The 24,554-nt window shown below is 64.9% G+C and carries 22 protein-coding genes; 14 read left to right on the forward strand and 8 right to left on the reverse strand.

The window, feature by feature from the left end:
* The first annotated feature begins 156 nt into the window (after window positions 1-156).
* The 5 genes from XI03_RS03035 (at window position 157) to XI03_RS03055 (ending at window position 2,952) form a co-directional block, all read left to right on the forward strand.
* On the forward strand, window positions 157-630 hold the full coding sequence (locus tag XI03_RS03035; RefSeq protein ID WP_095425505.1) for a chemotaxis protein CheW: 474 nt from the start codon (window positions 157-159) through the stop codon (window positions 628-630).
* 31 nt (window positions 631-661) lie between these two features.
* Window positions 662-1,048, forward strand: a complete 387-nt coding sequence (locus XI03_RS03040) for a response regulator (RefSeq protein WP_028143851.1) — start codon at window positions 662-664, stop codon at window positions 1,046-1,048.
* Between the two features lie 60 nt (window positions 1,049-1,108).
* Complete coding sequence (locus XI03_RS03045) at window positions 1,109-1,987, forward strand: CheR family methyltransferase (RefSeq protein WP_028143852.1); 879 nt, start codon at window positions 1,109-1,111, stop codon at window positions 1,985-1,987.
* Between the two features lie 2 nt (window positions 1,988-1,989).
* Window positions 1,990-2,307, forward strand: coding sequence for a hypothetical protein (locus tag XI03_RS03050; protein ID WP_018321617.1), 318 nt, complete (start codon window positions 1,990-1,992; stop codon window positions 2,305-2,307).
* A 141-nt stretch (window positions 2,308-2,448) separates the two neighbouring features.
* Window positions 2,449-2,952 carry a response regulator gene (locus XI03_RS03055; RefSeq protein ID WP_271591285.1) on the forward strand — a complete coding sequence of 168 codons (504 nt, stop codon included), beginning with the start codon at window positions 2,449-2,451 and terminating at the stop codon, window positions 2,950-2,952.
* A gap of 56 nt (window positions 2,953-3,008) precedes the next feature.
* On the opposite strand, the gene XI03_RS03060 is transcribed toward XI03_RS03055, so the two are convergent.
* Complete coding sequence (locus XI03_RS03060) at window positions 3,009-3,329, reverse strand: hypothetical protein (protein WP_028143854.1); 321 nt, start codon at window positions 3,327-3,329, stop codon at window positions 3,009-3,011.
* A 149-nt stretch (window positions 3,330-3,478) separates the two neighbouring features.
* Between XI03_RS03060 and XI03_RS03065 the strand changes: the two genes are divergently transcribed.
* Window positions 3,479-4,114, forward strand: coding sequence for a response regulator transcription factor (locus XI03_RS03065; RefSeq protein ID WP_026202588.1), 636 nt, complete (start codon window positions 3,479-3,481; stop codon window positions 4,112-4,114).
* Between the two features lie 140 nt (window positions 4,115-4,254).
* On the opposite strand, the gene XI03_RS03070 is transcribed toward XI03_RS03065, so the two are convergent.
* The 3 genes from XI03_RS03070 to XI03_RS03080 all read right to left on the reverse strand — a co-directional run bounded on the left by XI03_RS03070 (window position 4,255) and on the right by XI03_RS03080 (window position 9,178).
* Window positions 4,255-7,848 (reverse strand): PAS domain S-box protein, encoded by a 3,594-nt coding sequence (locus tag XI03_RS03070; RefSeq protein ID WP_271591286.1) that lies wholly within the window; start codon window positions 7,846-7,848, stop codon window positions 4,255-4,257.
* Window positions 7,826-8,245 (reverse strand): response regulator, encoded by a 420-nt coding sequence (locus tag XI03_RS03075; RefSeq protein WP_095425507.1) that lies wholly within the window; start codon window positions 8,243-8,245, stop codon window positions 7,826-7,828. Before XI03_RS03075 ends, XI03_RS03070 begins: the two co-directional genes overlap by 23 nt.
* A 195-nt stretch (window positions 8,246-8,440) precedes the next feature.
* Window positions 8,441-9,178 carry a GntR family transcriptional regulator gene (locus tag XI03_RS03080; protein WP_271591287.1) on the reverse strand — a complete coding sequence of 246 codons (738 nt, stop codon included), beginning with the start codon at window positions 9,176-9,178 and terminating at the stop codon, window positions 8,441-8,443.
* 94 nt (window positions 9,179-9,272) lie between these two features.
* On the opposite strand from XI03_RS03080, the gene XI03_RS03085 reads away from it, so the two are divergent.
* From XI03_RS03085 to XI03_RS03110, 6 genes are all read left to right on the forward strand, one after another.
* Window positions 9,273-10,292 (forward strand): ABC transporter substrate-binding protein, encoded by a 1,020-nt coding sequence (locus tag XI03_RS03085; protein ID WP_038951261.1) that lies wholly within the window; start codon window positions 9,273-9,275, stop codon window positions 10,290-10,292.
* Window positions 10,292-11,053: an ABC transporter ATP-binding protein gene (locus XI03_RS03090; protein ID WP_271591288.1), complete on the forward strand. Its 762-nt coding sequence runs from the start codon at window positions 10,292-10,294 to the stop codon at window positions 11,051-11,053. The genes XI03_RS03085 and XI03_RS03090 overlap by 1 nt, the downstream gene beginning before the upstream one ends.
* Before the next feature lie 10 nt (window positions 11,054-11,063).
* Entirely contained in the window at window positions 11,064-11,924 is an 861-nt protein-coding gene (locus tag XI03_RS03095; protein ID WP_028143859.1) for an ABC transporter permease, read from the forward strand.
* Complete coding sequence (gene araD / locus XI03_RS03100; protein WP_271591289.1) at window positions 11,921-13,660, forward strand: L-arabinonate dehydratase; 1,740 nt, start codon at window positions 11,921-11,923, stop codon at window positions 13,658-13,660. The genes XI03_RS03095 and araD overlap by 4 nt, the downstream gene beginning before the upstream one ends.
* Window positions 13,661-13,785: 125 nt before the next feature.
* Window positions 13,786-14,505 carry a ribonuclease activity regulator RraA gene (locus XI03_RS03105; RefSeq protein ID WP_028143861.1) on the forward strand — a complete coding sequence of 240 codons (720 nt, stop codon included), beginning with the start codon at window positions 13,786-13,788 and terminating at the stop codon, window positions 14,503-14,505.
* Between the two features lie 74 nt (window positions 14,506-14,579).
* Window positions 14,580-15,671 carry an SMP-30/gluconolactonase/LRE family protein gene (locus tag XI03_RS03110; RefSeq protein WP_271591290.1) on the forward strand — a complete coding sequence of 364 codons (1,092 nt, stop codon included), beginning with the start codon at window positions 14,580-14,582 and terminating at the stop codon, window positions 15,669-15,671.
* Between the two features lie 216 nt (window positions 15,672-15,887).
* Here the strand turns inward: XI03_RS03110 and XI03_RS03115 are convergent, their stop codons facing one another.
* Window positions 15,888-17,993 (reverse strand): S9 family peptidase, encoded by a 2,106-nt coding sequence (locus tag XI03_RS03115; RefSeq protein WP_271591291.1) that lies wholly within the window; start codon window positions 17,991-17,993, stop codon window positions 15,888-15,890.
* A gap of 142 nt (window positions 17,994-18,135) precedes the next feature.
* Here XI03_RS03115 and XI03_RS03120 point away from each other — a divergent pair, with 142 nt between their 5' ends.
* Together XI03_RS03120 and XI03_RS03125 are read left to right on the forward strand one after the other, a co-directional pair.
* Window positions 18,136-19,572 carry an MBOAT family O-acyltransferase gene (locus XI03_RS03120; protein WP_271591292.1) on the forward strand — a complete coding sequence of 479 codons (1,437 nt, stop codon included), beginning with the start codon at window positions 18,136-18,138 and terminating at the stop codon, window positions 19,570-19,572.
* Entirely contained in the window at window positions 19,572-20,672 is a 1,101-nt protein-coding gene (locus XI03_RS03125) for a hypothetical protein (RefSeq protein WP_271591293.1), read from the forward strand. The genes XI03_RS03120 and XI03_RS03125 overlap by 1 nt, the downstream gene beginning before the upstream one ends.
* A gap of 176 nt (window positions 20,673-20,848) precedes the next feature.
* Here the strand turns inward: XI03_RS03125 and XI03_RS03130 are convergent, their stop codons facing one another.
* The 3 genes from XI03_RS03130 to XI03_RS03140 form a co-directional block, all read right to left on the reverse strand.
* Window positions 20,849-22,036 carry a pyridoxal-phosphate-dependent aminotransferase family protein gene (locus XI03_RS03130; RefSeq protein ID WP_038950765.1) on the reverse strand — a complete coding sequence of 396 codons (1,188 nt, stop codon included), beginning with the start codon at window positions 22,034-22,036 and terminating at the stop codon, window positions 20,849-20,851.
* Window positions 22,037-22,142: 106 nt separating this feature from the next.
* Window positions 22,143-22,883: a thermonuclease family protein gene (locus XI03_RS03135; protein WP_271591294.1), complete on the reverse strand. Its 741-nt coding sequence runs from the start codon at window positions 22,881-22,883 to the stop codon at window positions 22,143-22,145.
* 216 nt (window positions 22,884-23,099) lie between these two features.
* On the reverse strand, window positions 23,100-24,554 hold a 1,455-nt coding region (locus XI03_RS03140), incomplete at its 5' end, for a hypothetical protein (RefSeq protein WP_271591295.1).

Below are 24,554 nucleotides of genomic sequence, written 5' to 3' on the forward strand. Positions count from 1 at the left end.
GAGCGCGGCCGTCAGGCCGGCTTCCACGACTATGTCGCCAAGTTCGACCGTCCCGGTCTGATCGCGGCGCTGAAGGAACAGACCGCGGGTGCCGCCGGCGCCTCCGAGCTGAACCGGGCAGCGGCGTAAGGGCAGGACAGGGATCAGGAGAAGCAGATGAACAAGAAGACGCAAGTGGGCGAAGGCGCCATGGTCGAATACGTCACCGCGATGATCGGCGGCCAGCTGTTCGGCCTGCCGATCTCCCGGGTCCAGGACGTGTTCATGCCCGAGCGCGTCACCCGCGTGCCCTTGTCCTCGCGCGAGATCGCAGGCGTGCTCAATCTGCGCGGCCGCATCGTCACCGTGGTCGACATGCGCGCCCGCCTCGGCCTGCCGCAGCCCGAGGACGGCAAGGTGCCGATGGCGGTCGGCGTCGACCTCCGCGGCGAATCCTATGGCCTCCTGATCGACCAGATCGGCGAGGTGCTGCGCCTGCCGGAAGCCGGCATGGAAGAAAATCCCGTCAACCTCGACCCCCGCATGGCCAAGCTCGCCGGCGGCGTCCATCGCCTCGACGGCCAGCTCATGGTCGTCCTCGACGTCGATCGCGTCCTCGAGCTCGAAACCAAAGTGCAGATGGCTGCGTGAGCCAACGAAACATCGAAGCCGGAGAACCAAAATGAAGACATGTTTGGTGGTCGATGATTCCAGCGTCGTTCGCAAGATCGCGCGCCGGATCCTGGAAGGCCTGGAATTCCAAGTCACCGAAGCCGAGGACGGCTCGAAGGCGCTCGAGATCTGTCAGCGGCAGCTGCCCGACGCGGTGCTGCTCGACTGGAATATGCCGGTCATGGACGGCTTCGAATTCATGGGCCACATGCGCCGCCTGCCCGGCGGCGACCAGCCCAAAGTGGTGTTCTGCACCACCGAGAACAATGTGGCTCATATTGCCCAGGCGCTCAGCGGCGGCGCCAACGAGTACATCATGAAGCCTTTCGACAAAGACATCATCGCCGACAAGTTCGCTGAAGTTGGTTTGATCCCGGTCGGACAAGCCATGGTCTGAGTGTGTCTGGCCCGCGTATTTAGGCCAGAGTGTTCCAGTACAGCTTCGAAGAGGCCATCCGTGACCCCGACCGAGTATGAGTATCTGCGTAAATTCCTGAAGGACAATTCCGGTCTCGATCTTTCCGCAGACAAGCAATATCTGATCGAAAGCCGCCTGCTGCCGCTGGCCCGCAAGGCCGGACTCTCCGGCATCGGCGAACTCGTGCAGAAGCTGCAGGGCGGCTCGCGCACGGTGATCACCGACGTGGTCGAAGCCATGACCACCAACGAGACCTTCTTCTTCCGCGACAAGGTCCCGTTCGATCATTTCCGCGACACCATCATGCCCGAGATCATCAAGGCGCGGGCCGCCCGCCGCAGCATACGGATCTGGTGCGCCGCCGGCTCGACCGGGCAGGAGCCCTATTCGCTGGCGATGTGCCTGAAGGAGATGGGCGCGGCCCTTACCGGCTGGCGCATCGAGATCATCGCGACCGATCTGTCGCAGGAGGTGCTGGAGAAGGCCAAGGCCGGAATCTACAGCCAGTTCGAGGTGCAGCGCGGCCTGCCGATCCAGATGCTGATGAAATATTTCAAGCAGACCGGCGAGACCTGGCAGGTTAATCCCGAATTGCGGGCGATGATCCAGCACCGGCAGCTCAACTTGCTGCACGATTTCGCGCAGCTCGGCACCTTCGACGTCATCTTCTGCCGCAACGTGCTGATCTATTTCGATCAGGACACCAAGATCAACATCTTCAACCGGCTGGCGCGCCAGATCGAGCCCGACGGCTTCCTGGTGTTGGGTGCGGCCGAAACCGTCGTCGGCCTGACCGATACGTTCCGGCCGATTCCGGAGCGGCGCGGCCTCTACAAGCCGAACGATCCGCGTGCCGCAGCCGCCAAGCCGGCTCTCGCCGGCGCGGCGCCGCGCCTGGCGGCCATGGCAGGACGATAGACATGGCCGAGGATGGCAAGGGTACGGAACGCGTGACTTTCAGTCGCGGCTACGATGTCTGCATCATGGCCATCGACGGCACCTGGCGCCGCGACTGCAAGCTCAACGCGATCTCCGATACCGACGCCATCCTCACGGTGGAAGGCTCGATCCAGGGGTTGAACCTGAAGGAGTTCTTCCTGCTGTTGTCGTCCACGGGCCTCGCCTACCGCCGCTGCGAGCTGGTCCGCGTCAACGGCGCCGAGATGGACATTCAGTTCCTGCGCGGCAAGAACAGGAAGAAGCGCGGCGCAGCCGGCGGCCGCGACGAAGCGGCGTGATCCGCCCGCATCCGTTGCCGTCTTTTCCGGCCCGTTGCTTCACATTTTCTGAAAACATCCGAATGAATTGGCGCCAGGAACTTTACGTGGCCTAAGCGCGAAGCGTGTATCCATTGTTGGTCCCAATCTCAGGATACTGAAATGCCCAGAAGTTCTCTTTCCCCCATCCCCTCAAACCTGCCCGACGGCGCCGAGCGGCGTGCGCTTCAGCTCCTTGTGGTCGATGACGACGCCACGCAGCGCAGCCTGATCACGGTCGCCGCCAAGCAGGCCGGCCACGAAGTCACCGTGGCGCCGTCAGTGGCGGATGCGATCGAGAAGCTCCGCGCCGCGCGCTTCGACTGCGTGACGCTCGATCTCGTGCTGGAGGATGGCGACGGCATCGACGTGCTGCGTGAGATGGCGGCGGCGAAGTTCGGTGGCGCGGTGATCGTCATCAGCGGCATGGACGGCAAGCGCCGCAGCGCCGCCCGCAGCTTCGCCCGGTCCGTCGGGATCGAGCTCCAGAGCCTGCCGAAGCCGCTCGACCTCGCGGCCTTGCGCATCAGCCTCGCCAATCTCGGCAAGATCGCGATGGGCCTTCCGGCGATCCACACCTGGGGTGGTGTTGCCACCGACGCGATCGTGGAACGGCACCGCGCGTAAGGTTTGCGGAGCTGCCATGCGATGGCATGCGGCCGCTGCGCCGCGCTGATCGCGATCTATGCCGGGGTGCCGGATTCCGAGAGGCATTGCAGGGCGTGGCCAAGGCCCGCCCGGCAGGCGTTGAGGGCGGCGCTCGCCGTCGCATAGCGCGGCGTGACGTCGTCGAGCACGAAAATGTCGGCGGAACCGGCCGGATCGCCATGATCGTCGTGCGCCAGGCCCATTTCCAACAGGCCAGCTTCCATCATGGCTGCGTCGATCAGGCGCATGCTGCTCTCGATCCGTGTGATCAGGGAGCGAAGATCGGCAGCGATCAACCGACGGCTGTCGGTCTCAAGCATCGCGATGAGCGGGGGTGTGCCAGCGAAATTTAGCATGGATATTCTCCGTACCCCGCAATTAGGCACCCTGCCGCTACTTGTGCGTTAAGTCCATGTCCCGTACAAATACGGGTGGGCCGAATCCGCGCCGAACGCCATAACAGTTGGCGCGGACGCGAGTCCTTCATGCCAACTGGATGTGGCACATGGCCGAACAAAGCTCTCGCGGTGAAATCTTCGTGGTCGACGACGACCCTGCCGTTCGCGACACCCTGTCGATGGTGTTGAAGGCGGCGGGCTATGAGGTGATCTGTTTTGCGGACGGCGCAGCGCTGCTCTCCGTCGCGCGAAACCGCACACCGGCTGCGATCCTGCTCGACGTGAACATTCCCGGAAAGTCGGGCCTCGACATTCTGAAGGAACTGCACGGCGAGGATTATCCGGCGCCGATCTTCATGATCTCCGGGCAGGGCGACATCGCGATGGCGGTGGGCGCGATCAAGAGCGGCGCGCTGGACTTCATCGAGAAGCCGTTCCGCGGCAGCGAAATCGTCGGCCGGCTCGACGAGGCGATCGGCGCCTATGCGCGCAGGCAGGCGGAGAACGCCTCGCCGAAATTCGGCTCGCTGCACTTCCCCGGACGTGAGCCGCTGACGCGCAGGGAGCGCGAGGTGCTCGAGCAGTTCGCCTCCGGTGCGTCCAACAAGGAAGCCGGCCGCACCCTCGGCATCAGCCCGCGCACCATCGAGGATCACCGCGCCAACATCATGAAGAAGCTCGGCGCGCGCAACGCCGCCGATCTGATCCGCATCGTGATGACCGCGGCCCAGCGCGCGTCGTAACTCGTGCCCCGGACGCAACGCATCATGCAATGATGCGCTGCTGAGCGGGGCCCATCTCTCGAATTTCACCGCTGACAGTTCTGGTCCCGGCTCTGCGTCGCAGCGTTGCACGCTGCGCCTTGTCCGGGACACACGAGCAATCAGCCGCTCAGTGCCTTGCGGATGATCCGCGCGAGATCCGATTTGCGATAGGGCTTGGCCAGCAGCAGGACGCCGGAATCCAGCCGGCCGTGATGGATGATCGCATTCTCGGTATAGCCTGACGTGTAGACCACCCTGAGATCGGGGCGTGTCTTCATCAGTTCGTCGGCGAGCTGCCGTCCGTTCATCTTGCCGGGCATGATGACGTCGGTGAACAGCAGGTCGAACGGCCTGCCGGCGGCAACGATCGCGAGCGCCTCCGCCGCGTTCGCGGCCTGCAAGGTGACGTAACCCAGCGCATGCAGCTGCGCCAGCACGTAGTCGCGCACCAGCCGGTCGTCCTCGACCACCAGGATCGTCTCGTGTCCGCCCTCGATCGTCGCAGGCGTCACGCCCTCGCCGATGGCCGTCGGCGTCTTGCCGGGCGGCAGGTACATCTTGATCGTGGTGCCGTGGCCTTCCTCGCTGTAGATCTTGATGTGGCCTGCGGACTGCTTGATGAAGCCATAGACCATCGACAGCCCGAGCCCGGTGCCCTTGCCCGGTCCCTTCGAGGTGAAGAAGGGGTCGAACACCCTGGTCAGGATGTTCGCAGGGATCCCGGTGCCGGTGTCGCTCACGGCGATCAGCACGTAATGGCCGGGACGGACGTCGTTGCCGCTGGCATAGACCTCGTCGAGATAGGCGGCGCCGGTCTCCACGATCAGCTTGCCGCCGCCGGGCATGGCGTCGCGGGCATTGAGCGCGAGATTGAGGATCGCGGTGGTGAGCTGGTTGGGATCGACGATCGCGACGCAATTCTCGTCCTCGAACACCGATTCGATCTGGATCTGCTCGCCCAGCGTCGGCCTCAACAGCTTCGCGGTGTCGACCACCAGCGAGTTGATGTCGATCTCGCGCGGCTGGAGCGGCTGCTTGCGCGCGAAGGCGAGCAGGTGCTGGGTCAGATCGGCGCCGCGCGCGGCGGCCTCGTCGATCATCTTCGTGATGGCCGCAAGCTGCGGCTCCTTTTCGACGGCCTCCGCGAGAATCTCGATCGTCCCGGTGATGACGGTGAGGATGTTGTTGAAATCGTGCGCCACGCCGCCGGTGAGCTGGCCGACCGCCTCCATCTTCTCGGCATGGCGGATGCGCTCCTCGGCGGCGATCTTGTCGGTGAGGTCGCGGTAAAAGACGTTGAACAGCAGGCCTTCGCGGCGCTTCAGCGCGGTGACGCTCAGCTCGGCCTTGAATTCCTTGCCGTCGCGGCGGCAGCACATCAGCTCGCGGCGGCGGTTCAGCGTCCTGCCGTCCTCGTTCTCCAGGAATTGCTTCAGGCCGGCCCTGACCCTCTCGCGTTCGCTCTCGGCGACGATCAGGTCGATCGTGCTCTTGCCGAGCACCTCGTCGCGGCGCCAGCCGAACAGCTGCTCGGCCTGCGAATTCCAGTTCAGGATGCTGCTGGTCTCGTCGGTCTGGATGAAGGCGTCGAGCGAGGTCTCGACGATGTTTCGGGCGAGTCGCTCGCTCTCGCGCAGCGATTCCTGCGCGAGCCGCGCTTCCGTCATGTCGCGTCCGACGAAGAAGAAGCGCTGCGCCTGCTCGGACCAATTGCCGAGCCAGGACAGCCAGACCTCGTGTCCGTTCTTGTGGAAACAGCGGGTGTCGCCGAGCTTGGGGCGCTCGCCGCGCCGCAGCGCGCGCATGTCCTCGCGCGATTGCGCCAGATGGTCGGGATGAATGAAGTCCGCGCCGCTGCGGCCGATCATCTCGTCCGGCCGGTAGCCGAGAATGGTCTCGCTGCTCGGGCTGATCTGCGCGACATGGCCCCGCGGGTCCATGACCATGATCAGATCCTGCGAGGTATCGAAGATCTGCCGGCGCTCTTCGAGCTGCTGCTGCAGCTGCCGCTCGGCCCGCCGCGCCTCGGTGAGACTATGCGCGGTCCCGGAGACGCCGATGATCTCGCCGGACGGCCCCCTGATCGGCGAGAGGCTGAGCGAGATCTCGACCGGCGTGCGGTCCTTGCGCAGGCGCACCGTCTCGAACCGCTCGATCGACTCGCCCCGCGCGATCCGCGCCAGGTAGTCCTTGCCATGCTCGCGCCGGTCGGGCGGCACGATGATCGCAGTGGATTTCCCGATCGCTTCACTCGCCGAATAGCCATAGAGCCGCTCGGCGGCCGGATTCCAGCCCGTGATGATGGCGTCGAGCGTCTGCATCACGATCGCATCGTCGGACGATTCGACGGCGGCGCTGAACAATTGCTCGCGTGCCGCATGATGGCTTCGCGCGGCCTCGGTGCGGCGATGCTCGCGGATCTCGCGCTCGAGAGCGGCTGTCTTCGCCCGCGTCTCTTCGACCATCTGGGCGAAAGCCCGCGCCAGCACGCCCGTCTCGCCGCTGGCATCGACGGGGATGTCCGCCTGCCGTCCGCGGCCGATCGCCTCCACGGCCGCGGTCAGGCGGCCGATCGGGCGGGTCAATGAGCGCGCCAGCAGCACCGCGAGCGCCGCCGCCGCGAGGACGGCGAGCACGCCGACCAGCACGGACGTCTTTTGAATGGCGGCCGGCACCCGGCCGAAGACGGACGGGGGAATGGTCACGATGATTGCGGTCCATTCCTTGCCCGCCAGCAGCGCCGGCGCGATCGCCGCGCCGGTCGGCCGGCCCGACGCGTCGGTCATGAGCCGCGTGGATAGGTCCGACGTGCCGGCCATGGCCGAGAAGAATGGAAAATCGTCGCGCCAGTTGGTGGGGCGGCCCTGCAATGAGGCGAATTCCCGCGCGCGATCGGGATGAACGAGATAATCGCCGTGCGAATTCACGACGTAGATCTCGCCGCCCGAGCTCGCCGTCGAGCGGATGCGGTCGAGGGCCGGACGCATGTCGATATTGGCGATGATGATCCCGAACGGCTTGCCATCCGGCGTGAACAGCGGCGTAGCGACCCGCAGCGTCGGAGTGTGCAAGACCGTGGTGCCCCCCTGGCGGGTCGCGAGATCGATCGGCGACACGTAAATCTCGCCCGGCGCCAGCCTCATCGTGTCCTGAAAGTAGGCTCGGTCGCCCTTGCGCTCCAGCTCGCTGTTGGGGACGATCCGCGCCGCTCCATGCGGGCCGGCGCGGTCGACGCGGACCAGCTCGCGCTGGTCGTCGTCGAGACCGATGATGCGAAACTGCCCGTAGCTGGGCTTGGCCTCGATCTCGGCTGCGAGCCGCGTCGCGATGCGGTCGCGCCAGGTCTGCTCTGTAACGCCGTCAAGGGGGTCAACTCCTCCGCCGAGACGGGCGCGGATCAGGCCGTTGATGGCCGCGGCAGAGCGATAGCCGATCAAATCGCCGCGGACTCCGGCAACATAGGATTCCAGGTTGGCCGCGAGCAGGCGTGACTGGGCCTCGACCCGCTCCAGGACGCGCGGAATGACCGCTTGCGTGGTGTTGCGAAAGCCGAGCCATCCGACTGCGGCCACGGTGACCGCCACCAGCAGGATCATCGCGATCGCCAGCCGCGTTGCGAGGGTCAAGCGGATGTTCGCAGGGCTTCCCGGATGACCGCGCCTGGTCTGGCCTGGAGCAGCGGCGCCCCCGTCATCGGTGGCCGGAGCTGACATCGGACCCCTCCGGCTCGCCTGCTTTCAGGCAGCCATCGACCGCGGCGAGCAGGGCGTCGGGCCGGAACGGCTTTTGCAAACTTGCCACCGCGCCGAGCTTGGTCGCCATCTTCAGGAAGTCCGGCTCCGCATAGGCATCCGGCGTGATCGAACGGCCGGAAATGACGATGATCGGAATGGCCGGAGCCAGCACCCGGATGTGACGCATCGTCTCCAGCCCGTCCATGCCGGGCATGAAGATGTCGAGAAACAGGAGGTCGAACCGGCTGGCCTCGAACAGGGCAAGTCCCTTGCGGCCATCGCCCGCGACGGTGACGTGATGACCGGCCCTCTCCAGGAGCAGCCGGATCGTGAGTTGGACGGCCGGGTCGTCATCCACGATCAGGATGTTGGCCACGTCTGAATTCCTCCGGGCCGGACAGGACGTCCCCACCGGCCGCAAATCAAACCATCAAAGACGAAATTGTTGCGCGGATTCAGCCTGGCCTGCAAGCACTTCGCGAACGTCCGGTGAATGCTCGCCTAAGCCGAAAACGGGGACGCATGCTTATGCACGGTTGCGTGCATAAGGGTCGTCAGGCTGGTGGTCTGTCTAATCGGTCAGATATTCCGGATAATGGCTCCGGATCTTGTCGAGTTCGCTGAGCGTGCCCGACAAATGCTTGCGCAGATGCTGTTGCGCGGCATCGGAATCTCCGGCTTCGATCGCGCGGGTGATCAGCTTGTGGTGACGGACGATGTTCTGGGCCTTGCCGGGTGAGGGCAAATGCAGCCGGCGCAGCCGGTCGATATGTCCGCTGCGGCTGCGCACCAGCGTCCAGAGCTCCTGCTTGCCGGCCGCCGCATAAAGCTGGGCGTGAAAATCATTGTCAGCGGCGATGAAGCTCTCGAAGTCCCCGGCTTTCGCGAACTGCTGCTGAAGCGCGATCACATGGTCGAGGCGGAGGACCAGGGCCTGGTCATGCTGCTCCGCGAGCAGCCGGACGATTTCGAGCTCCAGCGCCTGGCGCAGGAAATGCGCCTGCTCGGCGCGGCCGACATCGACCCGGCTGACCACGGTCGCGTGCTGCGGAAACACGTCCACGAGCCCTTCTTCCTCGAGCCGCATCAGGGCGTCGCGGATCGGCGTCGAGCTGACCCCGAATTGCGCGGCGAGATCCGTGCGCGACAGCGGCGAGCCCGGGGGCAGTTCGAGCGCGAGAATGGCGTTGCGCAGCCGCTCGAACACCTGCGGCGCGGCCTGCCGGGCCCGGTCGAGCCGCGCGCCGGGGCGGGCCGCGGGGGGGGGGGGGGGGGGGGGGGGGGGGGGGGGGGGGGGGGGGGGTTCCATGGCGAGGGCTCCGGCGGACTTGCCTTTGATGCACTAATGCATTAGTGCATCAGCAGGATCGCTCGTCAATGGCGGCCGGAGGAAACGAACAATTATGATCAAGCCATTCCAGCGTGGCGCTGCCGCCATCGCCCTGATCGTCGCAACCGTGCTGGCGGCTTCGCCGGCGCGTGCGCAGCAGAAATCCGAGATCGCGCTGTCGCGCCAGCCCGGCATTTTCTACATGCCGAGCCACATCATGGAGAAGCTGAAGCTGATCGAGAAGCACGCAGCTTCACTCGGCCTCGCGGGCGTCACCACCAAATGGATCACCTTCTCCGGCGGCGGCGCGCAGACCGATGCGCTGCTCGCGGGCGGCGTCGACATCCTCAACACCGGCACCGGCAATCTTCTCTTGCTGTGGGATCGCACCCGCGGCGGCGTGAAGGGCATCGTCGCGACCTCGGCGCAGCCGATGACGCTGATCAGCCGCGACGCCAACATCAAGTCGATCAGGGATTTCGGCCCCTCCGACAAGATCGCGGTGCCGACCGTCAAGGTGTCGACCCAGGCGATCGTGCTGCAGATCGCGGCCGCCGAGGCCTTCGGCGCCGACCAATGGTCGAAGCTGGATGCCAACACCGTTCAACTCGGCCATCCCGACGCTTATGCGGCGCTGTCCAATCCCAAGCACGAGGTGCACAACCACTTCTCCATCCCGCCCTTCACCTTCCTGGAGCTGAAGAACGTGCCGGGCGCGCATATCGTGCTGTCGTCGCCGGACGTGATGGGCGGGCCGCTCAGCCAGGCCCAGTTCTTCACCACCACCAAATTCGCCGAGGCCAATCCAAAGATCATCCAGGCCGTGCGCGACGCGACCAAGGAAGCGCAGGCCCTGATCCGCAGCGACACGAAGCAGGCGGTCGAGATCTACAAGGAGATCACCGGCGACAAGACCTCGGTCGAGGAGTTGCTCGATCTGCTCAAGGAGCCCGGCATGATGGAGTGGAATCTCGAGCCGCAGGGCACGATGAAATTCGCTGCGCATCTGTTCAAGACCGGCACGCTGAAGAGCCAGCCCAAGGCCTGGACGGATTATTATCTCCCCGTCGCGCACGATCTGAAGGGCAACTGATGGCGCTGCTCGACGTCAGCTCCGTGACGCTGCGCTACAAGACCTCCAGCGCAGTCGTCACCGCCACGGAGAGGGTGAGTTTCACGGTCGACAAGTCCGACCGCTTCGTGCTGCTGGGTCCGTCCGGCTGCGGCAAGTCGACCCTGCTCAAGGCCGTCGGCGGCTACATGACCCCGAGCGAGGGCCGCATGACCATAGGCGATCGCGAGATCCACGGTCCCGGCGCCGACCGGATGATGATCTTCCAGGAGTTCGACCAGCTCCTGCCGTGGAAGAGCGTGCTCGCCAACGTCATGTTTCCGCTGCTGACTGCGCGAAAACTGTCGCGCAGGGACGCCGAGGCCAAGGCACGGGCCTATATCGAGAAGGTCGGCCTCACCCGCGTGGTCGATGCCTATCCGCACACGCTGTCCGGCGGCATGAAGCAGCGCGTCGCGATCGCGCGCGGCATGGCGATGGAGCCTGATATCCTCTTGATGGACGAGCCGTTCGCGGCGCTCGATGCGTTGACGCGCCGCACCTGCCAGGACGAGCTGCTCCAGCTCTGGAGCGAGACCAAGTTCACCGTGATGTTCGTGACCCATTCGATCGCGGAAGCGATCCGCATCGGCAACCGCATCCTGCTGCTGTCGCCGCATCCCGGCCGGGTCAAGGCCGAGGTGATCGACGTCGATAAGGTCTCGAACGAAGACGGCAGCGCCGGCCGGCTGGAGAAGGAGATCCACGATCTCCTGTTCGCCGGCGAAGCCACCGCGCATTGAGGAGTCTCTGATGGGCGAAGCCAGGATATTGCTGCGGGCCGAACCGGTTGCTGCCATCGGCGCAGGCGAAGTCGAGCGCAAGCTCAGCGTGCTTGAGCTGTTGTGGAACGACGGCTTCGTCCGCAAGTCGGTGATCATCCTGTTCCTGGCGGCGGTCTGGGAAGCCTACGGCCTCACCCTCGACAATCCGCTGCTGTTCCCGACACTGCACGACACCGCGATCACGTTGTTCGACCGCGTCAAGGACGGCACCATTCCGATGCGGGCCTGGACGTCGCTGAAAGTCCTGTTCATGGGCTATTCGGCCGGCATCGCGCTCGCCGCGATCTTCACCGTGCTCGCGATCTCGACCCGCATCGGCACCGATTTCCTCGAGACTGTCACGGCGATGTTCAACCCATTGCCGGCGATCGCGCTGCTGCCGCTCGCTTTGATCTGGTTCGGTCTCGGCAATGGCAGCCTCGTCTTCGTGCTGATCCATTCGGTGCTGTGGCCGGTCGCGCTCAACACCCATTCCGGCTTCAAGAGCGTGTCCAACACGCTGCGCATGGTCGGCCGCAATTACGGCCTGAGCGGCTTGCCCTACGTCGCCAAAATTCTCATCCCGGCCGCCTTCGGCTCGATCCTCACCGGCCTCAAGATCGGCTGGGCCTTTGCCTGGCGCACGCTGATCGCGGCCGAGCTGGTGTTCGGCGTGTCCTCCGGGCAGGGCGGGCTCGGCTGGTTCATCTTCGAGAACCGCAATTTGCTCGACATACCCGCCGTGTTCGCGGGCCTCTTGACGGTGATCATCATCGGGCTCTTTGTCGAGAACCTGATCTTCCGCGCCATCGAGCGGAACACCGTGCAGAAATGGGGCACCCAATCATGACCAAGAAGAAAATAACGCCCGACCAGCTCCGCAGCGCGCGCTGGTTCGCGCCCGACGATCTCCGCTCGTTCGGCCACCGCTCCCGCACCATGCAGATGGGCTACGCGCCGGAGGAGTGGAAGGACCGGCCGATCATCGCGATCCTCAACACCTGGTCGGACGCGCAGCCCTGCCACATGCATTTCAAGTCGCGCGTCGACGACGTCAAGCGCGGCATCCTGATGGCCGGCGGCCTGCCGCTGGAATTGCCGGCGCTGTCGCTGTCGGAATCACTGCTGAAGCCCACCACCATGCTCTATCGCAATCTGTTGGCGATGGACGCGGAGGAGCTCTTGCGCAGCCATCCCGTCGACGGCGTCGTGCTGATGGGCGGCTGCGACAAGACCACGCCGGCGCTGCTGCTGGGCGCGACGTCGATGAACATTCCGGCGATCTATCTGCCGGCCGGCCCGATGCTGCGCGGCAATTGGAAGGGCAAGACGCTCGGCTCCGGCTCGGACGGCTGGAAATACTGGGACGAGCGCCGCGCCGGAAAGATCTCCGACAAGGACTGGCTCGACATCGAGGCCGGCATCGCCCGCAGCTACGGCACCTGCATGACAATGGGCACGGCCTCGACCATGACGGCCATTGCCGAAGCGATCGGCATGACGCTGCCCGGCGCCTCCTCGATCCCCGCGGCCGATGCCAACCACATCCGCATGGCCTCTGAATGCGGCCGACGCATCGTCGAGATGGTCTGGGAGGATCTGACGCCGAAGGTGATCCAGACGCGCAAGGCATTCGAAAACGCCATTGCGGTGGCGATGGCGATGGGCTGCTCGACCAACGCGATCATCCATCTGATCGCGCAGGCCCGCCGCGCCGGTCAGGACATCGGCCTCGACGATTTCGAGATCGCGAGCCGCAAGGTGCCCGTGATCGCGAACGTGCGGCCGAGCGGCGATGCGTATCTGATGGAAGACTTCTTCTATGCCGGCGGCCTGCCGGCGCTGATGGGGCAGATCAAGCCGCATTTGCATCTCGATTGCATCACCGTCACCGGCAAGACACTGGCCGAGAACGTCGCGGGCGCCGAGGTGCACAATGCCGATGTGATCCGCTCGGTCGACAATCCCATCTACAAGGAAGGCGCGCTCGCCGTGCTCAAGGGCAATCTCGCGCCCGACGGCTGCGTCATCAAGCCTTCCGCCTGTGCGCCGCGCTTCCTCAAGCACACGGGGCCGGCGCTGGTGTTCGACGATTATCCCGCGATGAAGAAGGCGGTCGACGATCCCGATCTCGATGTCACCGAAGACCACATTCTCATCCTGCGCAATGCGGGGCCGCAAGGTGGCCCGGGCATGCCGGAATGGGGCATGCTGCCGATCCCGACCAAGCTCGTGAAGCAGGGCGTGCGCGACATGGTGCGCCTCTCGGATGCGCGCATGAGCGGCACCAGCTATGGCGCCTGCATCCTGCACGTCTCGCCGGAATCCTACATCGGCGGCCCGCTGGCGCTGGTGCAGAACGGCGACCGCATCACGCTCGACGTTGCCGCCCGCACCATCAATCTCGACGTGCCCGAGGCCGAACTGGAGAAACGCCGCGCCGCCTGGAAGCAGCCGGAGCGCCGTTTCGAGCGCGGCTATGGCTGGATGTTCACGAAACACATCAAGCAGGCCAATGACGGCTGTGACTTCGACTTCCTGGAGACCGATTTCGGAGCGCCGATCGGCGAGCCGTCGATTTACTAGCCCACTGTCATTCCGGGGCGCGCCCCTTGGCGCGAGCCCGGAATCCATACTCCCGATCGTGGTTATGGATTCCGGGCCTGGCCCTGCGGGCCATCCCGGAATGACGAAAGAGAGAGTTCGACCAAATGACAAAGCTCAGCGAAGCCACCCGCAACAAGCTCAAATCCGTCTCCACGGCCACCGTCGCCACCGCGCTGTTCAAGCGTGGGCTGCGGATCCAGATGATCCAGGACGTGCATCCGCTCGGTGCCGACCAGCCGACCATGGTCGGCGAAGCCTTCACGCTGCGCTACATGCCGGCGCGCGAGGATCTCAACACCATCGACGTCTTCAAGGATCGCTCCCATCCGCAGCGCAAGGCGGTCGAGGATTGTCCGGCAGGCAGCGTTCTGGTGATGGACAGTCGCAAGGACGCGCGCGCGGCCTCGGCCGGCGCGATCCTGGTGACGCGCTTGATGAAGCGCGGTGTCGCCGGTGTCGTCACCGACGGCGGCTTTCGCGATTCCGCCGAGATCGCCAAGCTCGGCATCCCCGCCTATCACCACCGCCCGTCGGCGCCGACCAATCTCACGCTGCACCAGGCGATCGAGATCAACGTGCCCATCGGCTGCGGCGATGCGCCGGTGTTCCCCGGCGACGTCATTCTCGGCGACGCCGACGGCGTGATCGTGATCCCCGCCCATCTCGCCGACGAGATCGCCAACGAAACCTTCGAGATGACGGCGTTTGAGGATTTCGTCACCGAGGAAGTCGGCAAGGGACGCGGCATCTTCGGTCTCTATCCCGCCACCGATCCGCAGACGCTCACCGACTTCGCGGAGTGGCGGAAGAAGAACGGCCGCTAAACCAAAACGAACTCACGTCAAGAAACGAGCCGGCGCATCAAGCGCCGGCCTTTTAGCAAGCAGGGAGGATTTCAATGAATTTCACGCGACGTAACCTCATGGCCGCCGCCGGCGCAGCGGCAGCATCGACGCTTCTCGCCCGCGCCGCCGGCGCCCAGTCGTTCCCGTTCACGCCGAACCAGCGCTACCCCGATCCCGCCGTCCAGATCCTCGATCCCAGCTTCGCAAAATACCGGCTCTATTCCTCGACGGTCGAGCAGGTCGCATCAGGCATGCGCTGGGCCGAAGGCCCGGCCTATTTCCCCGAGGGCGGCTATCTCCTGTTCTCGGATATTCCCAACAACCGGATCATGAAGTTCGACGAGAAGACCGGCCAGACCAGCGTGTTCCGCACCAATGCCAATTACGCCAATGGCAATGCGCGCGACCGCCAGGGCCGTCTCGTCACCTGCGAGCACTCCGTGACCCGCCGCATCACCCGCACCGAGACGGACGGCACGATCACCGTGCTCGCCGACAAGTTCGAGGGCAAGCGGCTGAACGCGCCGAACGATATCGTGGTGAAGTCCGACGACAGCATCTGGTTCACCGATCCGCTGTTCGGCATCAATGGCGAGTGGGAAGGCAAGAAGGAAAAGGCCGAGCAGGCCACCACCAACGTCTACCGCATCGCCAAGGACGGTAAGATCAGTGCCGTCCTCACCGACCTCGTCAATCCCAACGGCCTTGCCTTCTCGCCGGACGAGAAGAAGCTCTACATCGTCGAGTGGAAGGGCACGCCCAACCGCAGCATCTGGAGCTACAATGCCGGCGACGACGGCGCGCTCAGCGGCAAGACCAAGCTGATCGACGCCGCCGACCAGGGCTCGCTCGACGGTTTCCGCGTCGACCGCGACGGCAATCTCTGGTGCGGCTGGGGCTCCAACGGCGCGCTGCAGGGCGAGCCGACCGATGTCGGCGGCCGCAAGGTGTTTCAGCTCAAGGCCAGGCCCGAAGATCTCGACGGCGTCATGGTGTTCAACGCGGACGGCAAGCCGCTCGCCTTCATCAGGTTGCCCGAGCGCTGCGCCAATCTCTGCTTCGGCGGCCCGAAGAACAACCGGCTCTACATGGCAAGCAGCCATTCGGTCTATGCGCTGTATGTCGAGGCGCATGGAGCGGTGTGAGATATCTCGCGGCTCACACTCGATGTCGTCCCGGACAACCGCAGCGAAGCGAAGCGCCGATCCGGGACCCATAGAAACAGGGAGAAGTTTGGCGAAGATCGCCAGTTAGAAAGTCTTCCGGTACGGCTACCTGCACTCCATCGATACATCACGCGGTATGGGTCCCCGCCTTCGCGGGGACGACAGCGGAAGGTGTTGCGACGGCTGCGGCTATCGCTACACCCCGGCCTCCGCCACCCCCGCCGCCCACAGCGCGAACGCATAGACGATCGCGACTTCATCGAGCCGGTCGAACCGTCCCGAGGCGCCGCCGTGGCCGGCGCCCATGTTGGTGCGCAGCAGGACCGGACCGCCGCCGCTCATGGTAGCGCGCAGGCGCGCGATCCATTTCGCCGGCTCCCAATAAGTCACGCGCGGATCCGTGAGCCCGCCCATCGCCAGGATCGCCGGGTACGCCTTCGCTGCGACATTGTCGTAGGGCGAGTAGGACAGGATCGTTCGAAAATCCTGCTCGCTCTCGATCGGGTTGCCCCATTCCGGCCATTCCGGCGGCGTCAGCGGCAGGGTGTCGTCAAGCATGGTGTTGAGCACGTCGACGAACGGCACTTCGGCGACGATCCCTGCGAACAATTCGCCGGCGCGGTTGGCGACCGCGCCCATCAGCATACCGCCGGCCGAGCCGCCATGGCCGACGATGCGCTTTGCGCTCGTGTACTTCGCGTCGATCAGCGCCTGCGCGCTGGCGGCGAAATCGTCGAACGAATTCGTCTTCTTCTCGCGCTTGCCGTCGAGATACCAGCCCCAGCCCTTGTCGGCGCCGCCGCGGATATGGGCGATGGCGTAGACGAAGCCGCGGTCGACCAGCGACAGGCGGTTGGCGTTGAAGGAGGCCGGCATCGCCATGCCGTAGGAGCCGTAGCCATAAAGCAGCAGCGGCGCCGTGCCGTCGAGCTTGAGCCCGCGGCGGTAGAGGATCGACACCGGCACCTCGGCGCCGTCATGCGCCTTTGCCGTGATGCGCGTGGTGACGTAATCGGCCGCGTTATGGCCCGACGGAATCTCCTGGCGCTTGCGCAAGGTGCGCGTGCGCTTGACCATGTCGTAGTCATAGACTTCCGACGGCGTCGTCATCGACGAATAGGCAAGGCGCAAATTCGTCGTCTCGAATTCGTAGGAGCCCATCGTATCCAGCGAATAGGCGGCCTCATCGAAGGCGATGGCATGCTCCTCGTTCGAGACGAGATCGCGGATCACGATCGCCGGCAGCGCATTGGCGCGCTCCAGCCGCACCAGATGGCCGGCATAGAGATCGAGGTCGATGAGGTAGATGCCGGGACGATACGGGATCAGATCGCGCCAGTTCTTGCGCTCGGGCGAAGAAAGCGGCGCGGTGACGATCTTGAAGTCGATGGCGTCGTCGGCATTGGTGAGGATGAAGAGCTGATCGCCGCGGTCGGCCAGCGAATATTGCACGCCTTCCTCGCGCGCGGCGACGAGGCGCGGCGGCGCCCCGGGGTTGGCGAGATCGATCAGCCGCTGCTCCGAGGTCTCGTGGTCGCCGCCGGCGATCACGCAGAAGCGGCCGCTGGTGCTCTCGTGCAGATGGGTGAACCAGCCGGCATCCTGCTCTTCATAGATCAGCGTGTCGTCGGCCTGTTTGGTGCCGAGCCTATGCCGCCACACCTGCATCGGCCGGTGATTGTCGTCGAGCTTCACATAGAAGAAGCTCTTGCAATCCGCGGCCCAGACCACGCCGCCATCGGTCTCCTCGACCACGTCGTCGAGATCCTTGGCCGTTGCCCAGTCGCGCACGCGGATCGAAAAATATTCCGAGCCCTTGGTGTCGGCGCTCCAGGCCTGCAGCTTGTGATCGTAGGAGTGCCGGCTGCCGCCGAACCTGAAATATTTGTGGTCTTTGGCAAGCGCGTCGCCGTCGAGCACGATATCGCCGTCGCCGCCGTCGCGCGGCATGCGGCCGAACAGCTCGTGCTGCCCGCCCTCGCGAAACCTGCGGAAATAGGCAAACGGGCCGTCCGGCGACGGCACGCTGGAATCGTCCTCCTTGATCCGTCCCCGCATCTCCCGCACCAGCGTCTTCTGCAGGCCGGCGGTGTGGCCAAGCAGGCTGTCGGTGTAGACGTTCTCCTCATCGAGATATTTGCGGATATCGGGATCCAGCACTTTGGGATCGCGCAGCACTTCCTGCCATTTCGCGTCCTTCAGCCAGGCATAGTCGTCGGTCACGGTGATCCCGTGCCGCGTGAAGGAATGCGGCCGGCGCGGGGCGACGGGGGGCTGGGAAGGGGGTTTGGCCTGGGTCACTCGGTCCTCATCTCAATACGTGTTCCATCTTATATCGTCCCGACTCCACGAATTGCCAGCACGACTCCGCCAGGCCTGCCGGGTTGTTGACCGGCCCCTTGTATGCTTTACGGACCAATATCCCCGCCGCCGGTCCAGCCTGATGCTGTTCAATTCCTACCCGTTCATCCTGTTGTTCCTGCCCGTCGTGCTGGCCGGCTATTTCTGGCTCGGGCGGCGCAGCAATCTCACCCCGGTGATCTGGCTGGCGCTGGCCTCGCTCGCCTTTTACGCCATCGGCAACTGGCAGTTCGTGGCGCTGTTGCTGCTGTCGAGCGCCTTCAATTACGGCGTCGGCCATCTCCTCATCGTGGCGAAGCTCGGCCCGTCGCACCGCAAGGCGGCGCTCGCGCTCGGTGTCGTCGGCGATCTTCTCGTGCTCGGCATCTTCAAATATGCCGGCTTCCTCACCGAGAACCTCAACGCCTTGTTCGGCACGTATGCCGCGGTTCACATCCTGCTGCCGGTCGGCATCTCCTTCTACACGTTCACGCAGATCGCCTTCCTGGTGGACGCCTATCGCGGGCAGGTCGCAGCCTATGCGCTGCCGCACTACGCGCTGTTCGTGACTTATTTCCCGCATTTGATCGCCGGGCCGATCCTCCACCACAAGGACATGATCCCGCAATTCGAGCGGAAGGAGACGAAGCGTCCGGACGGACATCTCATGTTGTGCGGTGTCATCATCTTTGCCATCGGCCTGTTCAAGAAGACCTGTCTCGCCGACGGCATCCAGCCGCTGGTCGCACTCGCCTTCGAGGCGCGGTCGCCGAGCTTCGACCAGGCCTGGCTCGGCGCACTTGCCTACACGTTCCAGCTCTATTTCGATTTCTCCGGCTATTCCGACATGGCGATCGGGATCTCGCTGATGTTCGGCATCTTCCTGCCCGTGAACTTCAACTCGCCCTACAAGGCGGCCAGCATCGTCGAGTTCTGGCGCCGCTGGCACATGACGCTGTCGCAATTTTTACGCGACTATCTCTATATCCCGCTCGGCGGCAACCGCCACGGCCGCGTGCTGCGCTACCTCAATTTGATGATCACGATGCTGCTGGGCGGGCTCTGGCACGGTGCGGCCTGGACTTTTGTCATTTGGGGCGCGCTGCACGGGGCCTATCTTTGCGTCAATCACGCCTTCAACGCCCTGATGCCAACCATTCCGTCGGTCCTTGCGCGTCCGGCTCGCATCGCCGGAGCAGCGCTGACGTTCCTCGCCGTCGTCGTCGCCTGGGTGTTCTTCCGCGCCGAGAGCGTCGCATGGGCGCTGCGCGTCCTTCACGCCATGGCCGATCCCTCGAACATCGTCTTTGGCCGTGAGGAGATCGCGGCGCTGGTGCTGATCTCCATCTACGCTGCGCTGGTGTGGCTGGCGCCGAACACGCAAGGCATCTTGGGATACGATCACGCTAACCGCCGGGTCGGCGAGAACTTGCGGGCAGGGCGCATGCGGCCGCTGTTTCTCTATGGCGCATCGCTGGTGCTTGCGTTCGGCATCTTGGGCATCCAGAGCCACAGCGAATTCATCTATTTCCGGTTCTGATGCGCGGGCCGTTCACCAGTCTCAAGCGTCTTCTGCTCGCGAGCATCGCATTCGTGCTCGGTGCGGCCGTGCTCACCTACGTCGTCGATCCCCTGCAGCTGTTCCGCCCCTCGCGCACCGCCTTCTATTCCGACGACACGCGCGTGCAGAATGCCGGGCTGATCCGCAGCCAGTCATTCGACACCGCCTTCATGGGCACCTCGCTCGCGATCCATTTCCGCCAGAGCGACATCGACCGTGCGCTCGGCGTTCGCTCGCTCAAGCTGGCGATGACCGGCTCCAACTCACGCCAGCAGGCCTTCGTGCTGGAGCAGGCGATCGACCGCGGCGCGAGGCGCGTGATCTGGGCGATGGACGATTTCATCTTCGTCGATGCGGCCGACATCGAGGCCGATCCCTATCTGTCCGTCGATCTCTATCGCGGCACGACCAAGGGCATCGCGTCCTATCTGTTCAGCGCCGCGATGGCGAAAGAGGCGCTGTTCGCGCTGCTGCGGTCGGTCCCGCCGTTGCAAGGGCCGCTGACCCGCGCGGCGCCGTTTCTTCCCGTCAAGTTCGCGCTGGCTGATGTCGACGACATCTACGCGCTGCCGCGGGATTTCGATGTCGCGCGCGAGTACAATGCGAAGAGGACGCTCGCCGCCTTCGCCTACATCACGAGCCCCGTGCGCAGCCGCTTTCTCGGCGAAGGCTACGGTTATGACGCCATGGCCGGGCATTTCGAGCGCGATGCCGTCGGCCTGATCACGCGCCACCCCGACGTGACCTTCGACGTCTACTTCCCGCCCTATTCGGTCCTGCAATTCGTTGCAATGCGCGAAGCCTCGCCCGAGACGCTGAAGATCGTCACTGACCTGACGGCAGTCGTCGCGCGGCGCCTCACGCAGCTTCCCAATGTGCGTCTGCACGATTTCCGCGCGATCAAGGCGGTGACGCACGATCTCGATAATTACGGCGACGTCATCCACCATTCGCCGGTGATCGATGCGAAGGTGCTGCAATGGCTGGCGAATGGGGAATATCGGGTCGATCCGAAGCAGCCGACGGCGTCGCTGGATGAGCTGAAGTCACAGGTCGAGGCGTATCGTGTGCCGAAGTAATCGCGGCAGACTCAGTCGTCGTCCCTGCGAACGCAGGGACCCATAACCCCAGGAAGGAGTTTGGCGAAGACAAGCAGCGAAAAGTCTGGGCGCGGTATTGCGACCGCGCCCCATCGATAAATCCCGCAGTATGGGTCCCTGCGTTCGCAGGGACGACAGCGGAGTATGTGGCGCCTCTACACCGCCACCTCGTCGCCGAGATACGCCACCGCCGCCTCCAGCCCGCCCTTGCCGTGCGGGATCTTCAGGGCGTTCAGGCCGATCTCGATCACCCCGAGCGTGCCGAGCAGCATCGGCGCGTTGACATGGCCCATATGGGCGATGCGGAAGGCCTGGCCCGAGAGGTCGCCGATGCCGGTGCCGAGCACCACGCCGCACTTGTCCTTGCAATAGCGTTGCAGCACCGCCGGATCATGGCCGTTGCTCATGGTCACCGTGGTCACGGTGTTGGAGCGCTCGCTGGCCTCCGCCACGTTGAAGCCGAGCACCTGGCCTTCCGACCATGCGCCAACGGCGCGGCGCGCGGCTTCGCCGAGCAGGCTGTGGCGGCGGAAGGCGTTCTCCAGGCCTTCCTCGTGCAGCATGTCGATCGCCTTGCGCAAAGCGAACAAGAGATGCACCGGCGCGGTGCCGGCGTATTTGCGGTAATTCTCGGTGCCCTCGCGCTCGCTCCAGCTCCAATAGGGCGTCGACATGTTGGCCTTCTTGTGCACCTCGAGCGCGCGCGCATTGGCGGCGACGAAGCCGAGGCCGGGGGGCGTCATCAGGCCCTTCTGCGATCCGGACATCGCAACATCGATGCCCCATTTGTCCATCTCGAACGGCATGCAGCCGAGCGAAGCGACGGTGTCGACCATGTAAAGCGCCGGATGGCCGCTCGCCTTGATCGCCTTACCGATCGCCTCGATGTCATTCTGCACGCCCGAGGCCGTGTCGACCTGGACGACGACGACGGCCTTGATGGTGTGCTCCTTGTCGCGGCGCAGGCGCTCCTCGACCTCGTGCGGCCGCACCGCGCGGCGCCAGTCGCCCTTGAGCACCTCGACCTCGGCGCCCATCAGCGCCGCCGCATTGCCCCAGCCGATCGCGAAACGGCCACTCTCCAGCACCAGCACCTTGTCGCCGCGCGACAGCACGTTGCTCAGCGCCGCTTCCCAGGCGCCGTGGCCGTTGGCGATGTAGATGTAGGACTTGCCCTTGGTCGAGAACAGTTTCGAGATATCGCCGAGCAGGCTCTCGGTCAGGTCGAGCATCTCCTTGGAGTAGATGTCGATCGCCGGACGATGCATCGCCCGCAGCACCTCGTCGGGCATGGTGGTGGGCCCGGGGATGGCCAGAAATTCCCGGCCCGCGCGAACGGTCATTGCTTTTGATCCTTGTTGCTTGAGAACGGACTGGTGAGTTTGCTGAATCAGGTTTTACGCGCCGTGAACCCCCAAGAAAAGCACGCAAAACGCAGGTCTGGGGCTCTCATCTCTTGGTCTCGCGGCAGCCGGCGGCTTCCGCCTCTTCGACCGAGCAGAACCAGCGGGTGCCCTTGCTGATCTTCATCTTGATCTGGGTGTACCAGCGGCTGGTCGGCTGGTGAAAGATGCATTCGCCGGCGCTGTTGACGTTGCCCTTGATGGTGCAATCCGGGGAAGGCGCCACCGGTCCCGAGGCCGAGGCGAGCAGCACCGCATGCGCCCCGTCGGGCGGCTTGGTGGCGCCGAGGATGACGGTCTTCTTGTTGCGCTCACGCCAGTCCCAGGGCGCGATGAAGGCGCCCTGCCACATCCCGGCTTTTGCCTCACGCGCGGCGGCCTCGTCGGGCTCGTAGTCCTTGGAGATGCGGGTGTAGGCCAGCGCCCAGCCGCTGCGCACCAGCCATTTCTGGATGTCCTCGCCGCCGACCTCGCAGCGCGCCACGGTGCGGCCGCGCCGGTCGATCGAACGGGTATGGCAGACCCAGCTCTTGCCCTCGGCGTATTTGGCGAGCTCGTCCCGCGCCGCGACGCCGCAGGTCCAGCGCTCGCTTTTGGTGTTGAGGCAGAGCTGGTCGACCGCGGGCGCGTCGATGCCGCCGAGCCGGATCCGCGTGTTGCCGATCATCACGGCATCGCCGGCGCGGACTTTTGCCATGCCGGTGATGTCCGTGGCCAGTGCCAGCGAGGGCAAGCCGGGTAAGGACAAGGCGAGGAGAGACAGCGCAATCAGGACTTTTCGCAACATGCCGGCCCGCGTGTTGGGGACAATTTCGATAGATCGCGCAATTGTGGTCGGCTTTTGGCCATCGGGCCAGCTTATGCCTAACGGATAGGCTTTCAACTTCCCGTCATCGTCGAAGGTCTCGTAGGGTGGGTTAGCCGGAGGCGTAACCCACCGCTGTTGGCATCCGCGGGTGCTGAAATGGTGGACTACGCTTCGCTAAATCCACCCTACGAAGACCTACCCCCGCGTCATCGCCCGCTTCGCCACCGCGAGCCCCATCAGCACGAACGCCGACGTCACCTCCGGCCCGCCCACCAAAATCCGCGTCGGCGTCTTCATCTTGTTCCACTCATAGGCGCGGAACGGGCCGCGGCGGCCGCCTTCGCCGAGACCGGCGACGATCACGTTCAGTGCCGGCGCAAAGGCGCGCGGGTCGGCGCCGAGATGGCCGAGCGCGATCAGCGCCAGCGCCGCGTCGAACACGTTCATCTCCGCGGCCATCAGCTCGCCCTTGACGTAGGACAGCACGCGATGGCGGATGAAGTCGAAATCGCCTGCGGGATCGATCGCGGCCTGGGCCGCCAGCGGCAGCGCCAGGAACGCCGCATAGCAGCGGCCGAAATACGCACTGTAGAGCTCGGGCAGATAATAGATGTGCGAGCGCGGATTGGCGAAGGCGCCGCTCGCCGCCAGCCGCTTCTGGAAACCGATGATGCGGTGCACCGTGGCGAGCCGCGCCGGCGTCTCCAGAATTTTCCAGCGCGCCAGGTTGCGAAAGCTCACCTCGAGAATGTCGAGATTGAGCGTCGGATCGAGATCGTTGCCGTAGGGACGCTCGCCCTTGAGGTTGTCGATCCAGGTCGCGACGCCGCCCTCATAGTCGATATTGTCGTTGAGCGGCACGGTCACGCGCGGCTCGTTGACGCCGGCGCGCACCTGGTAGCCGGCGTAGAAATCCAGCAGCGGCTGATCGATGATCTCATCAAGGCAGCCGGCCTGCGTCGCAGCGGAGATCGAGCAGGCCGTGGTGTCGCAATCCGGCACGTAAACGCCGAAGCCGAGATCCTGCTTGATCTGCGCGAAGTAACGGGAAAAGCGCGGATGCGGCGCGGGCGCCAGCGCGGTGACGACGTTGAAGCGCGCACCGTCGATGCCGTCGACCTCCTCGCGGCTGATGTTGACGCAGAAATCCACCATGTCGGCGATGGCGCGCTCGGCTGCAATCTTGTCGGCCGGCGAGGCAAGTCCGGTCTCGCCATAGCTCAGCAGCGCCTCGATGAAGAACGCATCGTAATAGGCCGAGCGGTGGCGGATCTGCACCGGTTCCCACATCGGCTCCGCGATGCCGGTCCAGGGCGGATTGACGACGGCGCGCGCCGGCGTGCGCGCGATGAAGACACGGGCGAGGTTGAACAGCAGCGAGGAATTCTTGTAGCCGCGTGCGTTGAGGCCCGTGAGCGCCATGATCAGCTCGCGCCCACGAAAGTCAGGGTCGCCGATCAGATTGAAGGCGGCGTAGGTCGGCAGAAAGCCGTTTCGGCGGTACGAGCCAAGCAGATGCTGCGCGCAGTCGCGGATCACGCCGTCGATCTGCGCCTCTGGCGGCGCGGAGCCGGTGAACATCGCCGGCGGCGGCCTGGGATGGTCGAGCGCGATGCTGTCGACGAGATCGGCGACCGGCTGGCCGACCGC

The organism is Bradyrhizobium sp. CCBAU 65884 (assembly GCF_028128835.1).
GTDB lineage: Bacteria > Pseudomonadota > Alphaproteobacteria > Rhizobiales > Xanthobacteraceae > Bradyrhizobium > Bradyrhizobium ottawaense.